General features: G+C 53.6%; 5 protein-coding genes. All 5 read left to right on the top strand.

Annotated features, from left to right (window positions below; translation table 11 throughout):
* The first annotated feature begins 414 nt into the window (after nt 1–414).
* The 5 genes from ADICEAN_RS06140 to ADICEAN_RS06120 all read left to right on the top strand — a co-directional run bounded on the left by ADICEAN_RS06140 (nt 415) and on the right by ADICEAN_RS06120 (nt 6,847).
* Nucleotides 415–1,239, top strand: a complete 825-nt coding sequence (locus ADICEAN_RS06140) for a CheR family methyltransferase (protein WP_009194690.1) — start codon at nt 415–417, stop codon at nt 1,237–1,239.
* Nucleotides 1,240–1,263: 24 nt separating this feature from the next.
* Complete coding sequence (locus tag ADICEAN_RS06135; protein ID WP_009194689.1) at nt 1,264–1,857, top strand: chemotaxis protein CheB; 594 nt, start codon at nt 1,264–1,266, stop codon at nt 1,855–1,857.
* Nucleotides 1,858–1,865: 8 nt separating this feature from the next.
* The gene (locus ADICEAN_RS06130) at nt 1,866–2,738 is read left to right on the top strand and encodes a GAF domain-containing protein (RefSeq protein WP_009194688.1); all 873 of its coding nucleotides are present in this window, start codon (nt 1,866–1,868) and stop codon (nt 2,736–2,738) included.
* 35 nt (nt 2,739–2,773) lie between these two features.
* Nucleotides 2,774–6,226: a PAS domain S-box protein gene (locus ADICEAN_RS06125; protein ID WP_009194687.1), complete on the top strand. Its 3,453-nt coding sequence runs from the start codon at nt 2,774–2,776 to the stop codon at nt 6,224–6,226.
* 78 nt (nt 6,227–6,304) lie between these two features.
* Nucleotides 6,305–6,847, top strand: a complete 543-nt coding sequence (locus tag ADICEAN_RS06120; RefSeq protein ID WP_009194686.1) for a SiaB family protein kinase — start codon at nt 6,305–6,307, stop codon at nt 6,845–6,847.
* Nucleotides 6,848–6,857: the final 10 nt, after the last annotated feature.

Raw genomic sequence — 6,857 nt, 5'->3', positions numbered from 1 at the left:
GGGTCTTGTCTCTGCCGGCTCACCCCTTTCTAAATACAATTGGGGCCACTTCTTCCCTTTTTAAAACCGCGTAGATGAAGCGCCTACAGCGGTTTTTTTATTCACTCCTTTCAATCTTACATAGGTTAAGTACAGGAAAAAGGTGAGTTTACCCCTATTTATTACAGCCCCTCCGGCCACAGGGATTTATTTGTTAATATTATCAAAGAATTAAGCGCTTTCGGGATAGGCATTGCACCTCTTGAGAGGTGCGTCACCCGTAGTGGGGCGTAATGAGCATCAAAAAAGCTTTTGCCGCCTGGCTATAGAACTTAAAAAAGGGCCATCCCCTATAGTAAAAGAAAGAAAGGCTGAAAAATCCAGGGCAAGTGCTTCTAAAAACTTACGGCACACGCACTGAAACGGCGAGGAAGTATGCGCGATATCGAGATAGCAGAATTAAGAAACCTTACCCAGGTCGTAAAAGATACCTACAACTACGACTTTACGAATTACGCCATGTCGTCATTCAAGCGGCGTATTCAGCGAGTTCTGGATGTATTTAAACTAAATTCCGTAGCCGAGCTCATTACCCGGCTGCAGAATGACCGTAGCTTTTTCCACGACTTTGTCTCGGAGATCACCGTCAATGTGACCGAGATGTTCCGCGATCCCTCCTTCTGGCGGGTAGCGCGCGATCATATTATCCCCAACATCCTGCTCAATGCCGATACCATCAGCATCTGGCATGCGGGCTGCAGCAGCGGCGAAGAGGTGTTCAGCATGGCGGTGATGCTCAAGGAAATGGGGCTGCTGGAAAAATCCAAGATCATTGCCACCGATATTGATACGGCCATTCTGGAGAAGGCCAAGTCAGGGGTGTATTCGCTCAAGAATATGGAGCTGAATGAAAAGAACTACATCCGCTACCAGGGCAATGGCAGCTTAAGCGATTACTATACCGTACGCGACGGCAAAGCCTATATGGATAAGTCGCTGGTGGCCAATGTATCCTGGCGCCAGCACAACCTGGTAAACGGGCCGGTCTTCAATAAATTTGACCTGGTGCTGTGCCGCAATGTGATGATCTATTTTAACCAGACACTGCAGAACGAAGTGCTCAAGCGCCTGCACGAGAGCTTGTTCAAATACGGCTACCTGGCCATTGGCTCCAAGGAATCGCTGATCTGGTGCGAGATTGCCAATAAGTTCATTGTGGTAAACAACGAGGAAAAAATCTATAAAAAGATAAAAGACTAGGGTGCTCCGGACAGCGCGTACGTTATGACGAAATTTAGTCTACATAACCGATACAAAGCCATCGTCATTGGTGGATCTGCCGGAAGTTTCCAGGGCATTACCCGCATACTGTCCAGTATTCCGGAAGATTTTACCCTGCCCATCATCATGTGCCTGCACCGGCTCAAGCATGTGCGCAATGGCTTTACCGAAGCCCTGTCGATCAAAAGCAAAAAGCCGGTGATAGAGCCGTATGATAAAGAAGGGATCAAAAAAGGGGGGGTATACCTGGCGCCAGCCAACTACCACCTCTGCCTGGAGCTGGGCAATTCCTTTTCGCTCTCTACCGAAGAGATGGTGAACAACTCGCGGCCCTCCATCGACATTACGCTCGATTCGGCCGCCTATGTCTATAAAGACAAGCTGGTGGGCATCCTGCTCTCCGGCGCCAACCGCGATGGCGCCCAGGGCATGAAGCGGATCAAAGAGCGGGGCGGCCTTACCATTGTACAGGACCCTGCCGAGTGCATGATTGATACCATGCCCACGGCCGCGCTGGAGCAAACCCAGATCGACCATGTGCTGAAGGTGGATGAGATCATCCGGTTTTTGAATGAATTAGATAAACACTACAAGTGATATAAGGCATGAATAAGCTAACCAAACTATTCGCCGTAAGTGCTGCTGTTCTCTATGTACTGGGGGTATTTGTCTGTGCCTGGTACCTGCTGGAACTGCCCGACAGGCTCATGACGGCCTCCGTTTCCATAGACCTGGGCGCTATCCGCGAGATCCGGCCTGTGCACAACGGCCTTTTGCTTATTGTAGGCACTACCCTGGCCATGGGGCTTTCTTCGCTCATCGGCCTGATGCTCTACTTTCGTAATCGGGAGGTAAATGTGGTGTATGTGGAGAAAAGTGAAGACAAGCAGCTCAGCACCGCCAAGCTGGAGGAAAGTGATACCGAAACGCATGACGTTAGTGCCATGAGCGAAGAGCTGCTGGCGGCCATCCGCAAAGCAGCTTCCGGAATGGAGTTTGCCGATACCAAGCTTGAAAAAGCCCTGCGTGTAGTATGCAACCAGCTGGGTGCCAGCCAGGGAGCCGTGTATGTATCTGTAGTGCAGCAGAACCAGCGCAGCCTGGAACTGCGGGCCGGTTATGCCCTGATGAAGCCTGATAGTGAACTGCTGCGCTACGAGTGGGGCGAGGGCCTGCCCGGACAGGTGGCTAAAGAAGGCCAGCTGGTAAACCTGGCCTCGGTGCCCGAAGGCTACCTGAAAGTACTCAGCGGCCTGGGCAGCGCCTCGCCCAAGCACCTGCTGCTGGTGCCAATCATGACGGGCGATAAGGTGGCGGCCGTAGTAGAGATCGCCTCCTTTACCCCCCTGCAGAAGCGGGAAGAAGCTCTGGTGAAACAATCCTTTGAGATCATGGCCAAGGTGCTGGAAGAAAGCAGCCAGCAGGCCGCCAAAGTGAATGAAGAAGCTGCCCTGGTGAACGAACCGGTAAAACGATAAGCAAGCAATACGAAGCGCAATAAATTAATGGGTGTATGATCAGGAAATTTAGCATAGGAAATAAAATAACCCTGCTGGTACTGGTAGTAGTATTGCTGAGCGTTGTAGCGGTCAGCTTTATTACCTACCGCTTTACCACTGTGTCGCTGCGGGACCGCTACCAGGAGAATTTAGGGGCCGTAAACAAATTCAAGGCCGATAAGATCAGCCAGGAGCTGCAAGGGGTAGCCACGCACCTGGTCAGCATCGGCCAGCAGGCCGAGGTACGTACTGCCCTGGACCTCTACACCGAAGCGGCCGATTCTACCGCCGACTATGCCACCAGCCTGGCCGGCGAAAAGCTGGCCCCGGTACTGGATGCGCTGCAGGAGGTGTGGGGCTATGGGAACCTGCTGGTCATGGACCGGGAGGGCCGCATTCTGCATGCCACCCAGCCCGAGCTGTTCCAGCTGAGCATTGGCACCCCCTTTAGCGATGCCGACGGACGCACGCTGGATAAAGCCGGCAGCGAACTCTTCTACAGCAATGTATACCCTGTGGGCGACGCCTGGTTTATGCATGCGGCACTCCCACTTAAAAACTCCAGTGGTCAGGCAGTTGCCATTGTACTGGCGCAGCTGAACATGGCGCCTATTTACACCATTCTGGCCGATACCACCAGCCTTGGCAACAGCGGTGAGAGCCTGCTGGTACAGCAGGGAGCCGGCACTCAGCTGGTCTTTGCCAGCCCGCTGCGCAACCAGCCTGAGCTACTACCCCTTATGCACAGCATCAGCCTGGGTCAGCATACCGAAATTGCCACACAGGAGGCCTTTAAGGGTAAATGGGGCTCCGATATCGATACCGATTACCGGGCACAGGAAACCCTGGCCATCCGCGGCCATATTGCCGAAACCGGCTGGGGCCTGGTAACCAAGATCGACACTGCCGAGATCAACAGCCTGTCCAACAGCCTGCTCACCAACTTTATGCTGGCCGGTGGCGCCATTCTGCTCATCTGCATGATGATCGCCATCATCTTCTCCCGCATTCTGATCAACCCCCTGCTCAACCTGAAAGCCAGCCTGCAACTGCTGGGCCGGGGCGTACTGCCCGAAAGCATTTCCGTACGCAGCAATGACGAGATCGGCGAAATGGCCGTAACCATTGATGGGGTGGTCAAATCCCTCAAAAACACCGCCAGCTTTGCCCACAAGATCGGTGAAGGCCACTTTGATGCCGAGTTTCAGCCCCTGAGCGAACAGGACACACTGGGCACCGCCCTGATCAGCATGCGCGATAGCATTCAGGAGGCCGAGGCCCGTGATAAAGACCGCAACTGGATTGTGACCGGGGTAGCCGAGATTGGCGAAATTCTGCGGATCCACAACAACCTGGAGGAGCTGGGCGATGCCGTAATTGCCTATGTAACCCGCAAGGTGGGCGCCATACAGGGCGCGTTCTATGTAGTGAATGATGATGACCAGCACAACCCCTTCATTGAACTGAAGGCCAGCTACGCCTACAATAAAAAGAAATACCTGAAAGGCCGCTACCGCTTTGCCGAAGGGCTGGTGGGCCAGGCCGCCATTGAGCAGGATACCCTGCTGCGCACCGAAATTCCCTACAACTACCTCAGCATCACCTCAGGCCTTCTGGGCGAGCAGCGCCCCGACTGCCTGCTGATTGTGCCCCTGATCACCAACGAGCAGGTATACGGCGTACTGGAGTTTGCCGGCTTTGGCAAATTCACCCCCAAGCATGTAAAGTTTGTGGAGGAGATCAGCCTTATTACCGCCCGTACGGTCTTCAACATCAAGGTAAACGAGCGTACGCACCGCCTGCTGGACGAATCGCAGAAAATGAGCCGGGAGCTGCAGATGCAGCAGGAGGTACTGCGCCAGAATGCCGAGGAGATGGAAGCCACCCAGGAGGAGCTTAAGCGCACCAACCACCGCCTGGAAGAACAGATCGATGAGGTGAACAAGACCCAGAAGCGCATGCAGCTGCTGCTGGAAAACGCCTCCGAGGTAATCACCATTTACGAAAAAGACGGCACCGTACGCTACATCTCCCCTTCGGTAGAGCGCATTTTGGGCTACAGCCAGGACGAGATGATGGGCAAGCGCGACATTGTATACGTGCATGCCGAGAACCAGGAAAGCGTGGAGGGCATGTTCCGCCAGCTGCTGGACAATCCGCACGAGCATGTAACGGTACAGTTCCAGTTCAAGGCCAAAGATGGCAACAGCATCTGGCTGGAAGCTACCGGCAACAACCTGCTGAACGACCCGGCCATTCAGGGCATTCTGGTCAACACCCGCGACATTACCGAACGCCGCCGTGCCGAGCAGGAGCAACGCATGCGCTCCCAGATGCAGGCCCTGTCGGAAAACTCGCCCGACCTTATTACGCGCCTCAACAACAAGAACGAGTTCTTCTACATCAACCCCATTATTCAGGCCTATACCGGCAACCATCCCGAAGAGCTGGTGAACAAGAGCCTGACCGAGGTAGGCTTCCACGACAAGATCGTAAACCAGCTGGTGGAGATTCTGCGTGATGTGCGCCTGAGCAACTCCAAGGTATCAACCGAAATGGAGTTCCCTACCCAGCAGCTGGGCGAGCGCGTGATGCAGGTAAATGCCATCCCGGAATTCAACGATTACCAGGAGCTGGAATCGGTACTGGTGGTATCGCATGATATTACCGACCGCAAGCTCATTGAGATGGAGATCCAGGCCAAGAACAAGAAGATCAACGACTCCATCAACTATGCCCAGCGCATACAGGGGGCCATTCTGCCGGACAACCAGCTGATTCGCCGCCTGCTGCCCGATTCCTTCATTCTCTACAAACCGCGCGATGTGGTAAGCGGCGACTTCCCCTGGTTTATGCAGGTGGGCGACGATATCTTCCTGGCGGCGGTAGACTGTACCGGCCATGGGGTACCGGGCGCGCTGATCTCGCTGATCGGCTACTTCCTGCTCAATGATATTGTACGCAGCCGCAAGATCACCGATCCGGGCGAAATCCTGGACGCACTGGATGCGGGCGTAACCCAAACCCTGCGCCAGGACGAGGAAGATTCCAAAACCAAAGACGGCATGGACATCTCGCTCTGTAAGATCAACCTGAAAAAACGCACCCTGGAGTATGCCGGCGCCCACCGCCCGCTCTACTACCTGCAGGGGGGCGAGCTGCAGGAGATCAAGGGAGACCGTTTCCCCATTGGCGGCGGTAAATTCAAGAACCAGACCAACTTTACCAACACCAAACTTAGCCTGGCGGCCGGCGATGCAGTATATTTCTGCTCCGATGGTTTCCCGGACCAGTTCGGGGGTGAGGACAACCGCAAATTTGGTCCCAAGCGCCTGCGCGACATGATCAATGAGCAAAAAGACAATAGCATGCGCGTGCAGATGATGGTGTTTGACGAACGCTGGGAACAGTGGAAGGGCGAACACAAGCAGACCGACGACATGCTGCTGATAGGCATCCGATTTTAAAAAATATAATTATTAACCCAGTTTTATTTTGCTGCCCTAAACCCGCAGTTAGTACAACACAATTTCCTGTTAAGTGCTATGAAATACATCTATGAACTGCATAAAACTATGCTGGCCCGGAATCTGATCCTCGTGTACGAGGGTGAGTTTACCCAGGAGATCACCAAGTCCGTACTGGCCATGGCCGAGCGGAACATGGACTCCATGGGCGAGGAATCCGGCATTAAGCGCAAGGTTTTCAATGTGATGGTAGAGTGCCTGCAGAACATCGTAAAGCACAGCGACGACTTCAGCAAACAAAGTGAACAGAAGCCTACCGCTATCTTTATGATCGGCAAGCAGGACAATGCCTACATCATTACCTCAGGCAACCCCATCAAAAATGAGGATGTGGACAATCTGCGCTCCAAGCTGGACCAGATCAATGGCCTGGACAAGGAGGGGCTGAAGCAGCTCTACAAAGACATCATCAAAAGCACCAGCCTGTCTGAAAAAGGCGGCGCCGGTCTTGGCTTTGTAGACATGGCCCGCAAATCGGGCAACCCGCTGGAATATGATTTTGAGCGTTTGGATGACCAATACTCGTTCTTCTCTCTCCGCACCAAAATTGCCAAAGAATAGTCACCTCAAC

The organism is Cesiribacter andamanensis AMV16 (assembly GCF_000348925.1).
In the GTDB taxonomy this organism is placed as follows: domain Bacteria; phylum Bacteroidota; class Bacteroidia; order Cytophagales; family Cyclobacteriaceae; genus Cesiribacter; species Cesiribacter andamanensis.
The sequence above is the reverse complement of the archived record's forward strand: the minus strand, read 5'-3'. Positions and strand labels throughout refer to the sequence as shown.

Bases quoted from the DNA above. Each gene is read 5' to 3' on its own strand.
- ADICEAN_RS06130 (WP_009194688.1), top strand. From the start codon at position 1,866: ATGAATAAGCTAACCAAACTATTCGCCGTAAGTGCTGCTGTTCTCTAT.
- ADICEAN_RS06125 (WP_009194687.1), top strand. From the start codon at position 2,774: ATGATCAGGAAATTTAGCATAGGAAATAAAATAACCCTGCTGGTACTG.
- ADICEAN_RS06135 (WP_009194689.1), top strand. From the start codon at position 1,264: ATGACGAAATTTAGTCTACATAACCGATACAAAGCCATCGTCATTGGT.
- ADICEAN_RS06140 (WP_009194690.1), top strand. From the start codon at position 415: ATGCGCGATATCGAGATAGCAGAATTAAGAAACCTTACCCAGGTCGTA.
- ADICEAN_RS06120 (WP_009194686.1), top strand. From the start codon at position 6,305: ATGAAATACATCTATGAACTGCATAAAACTATGCTGGCCCGGAATCTG.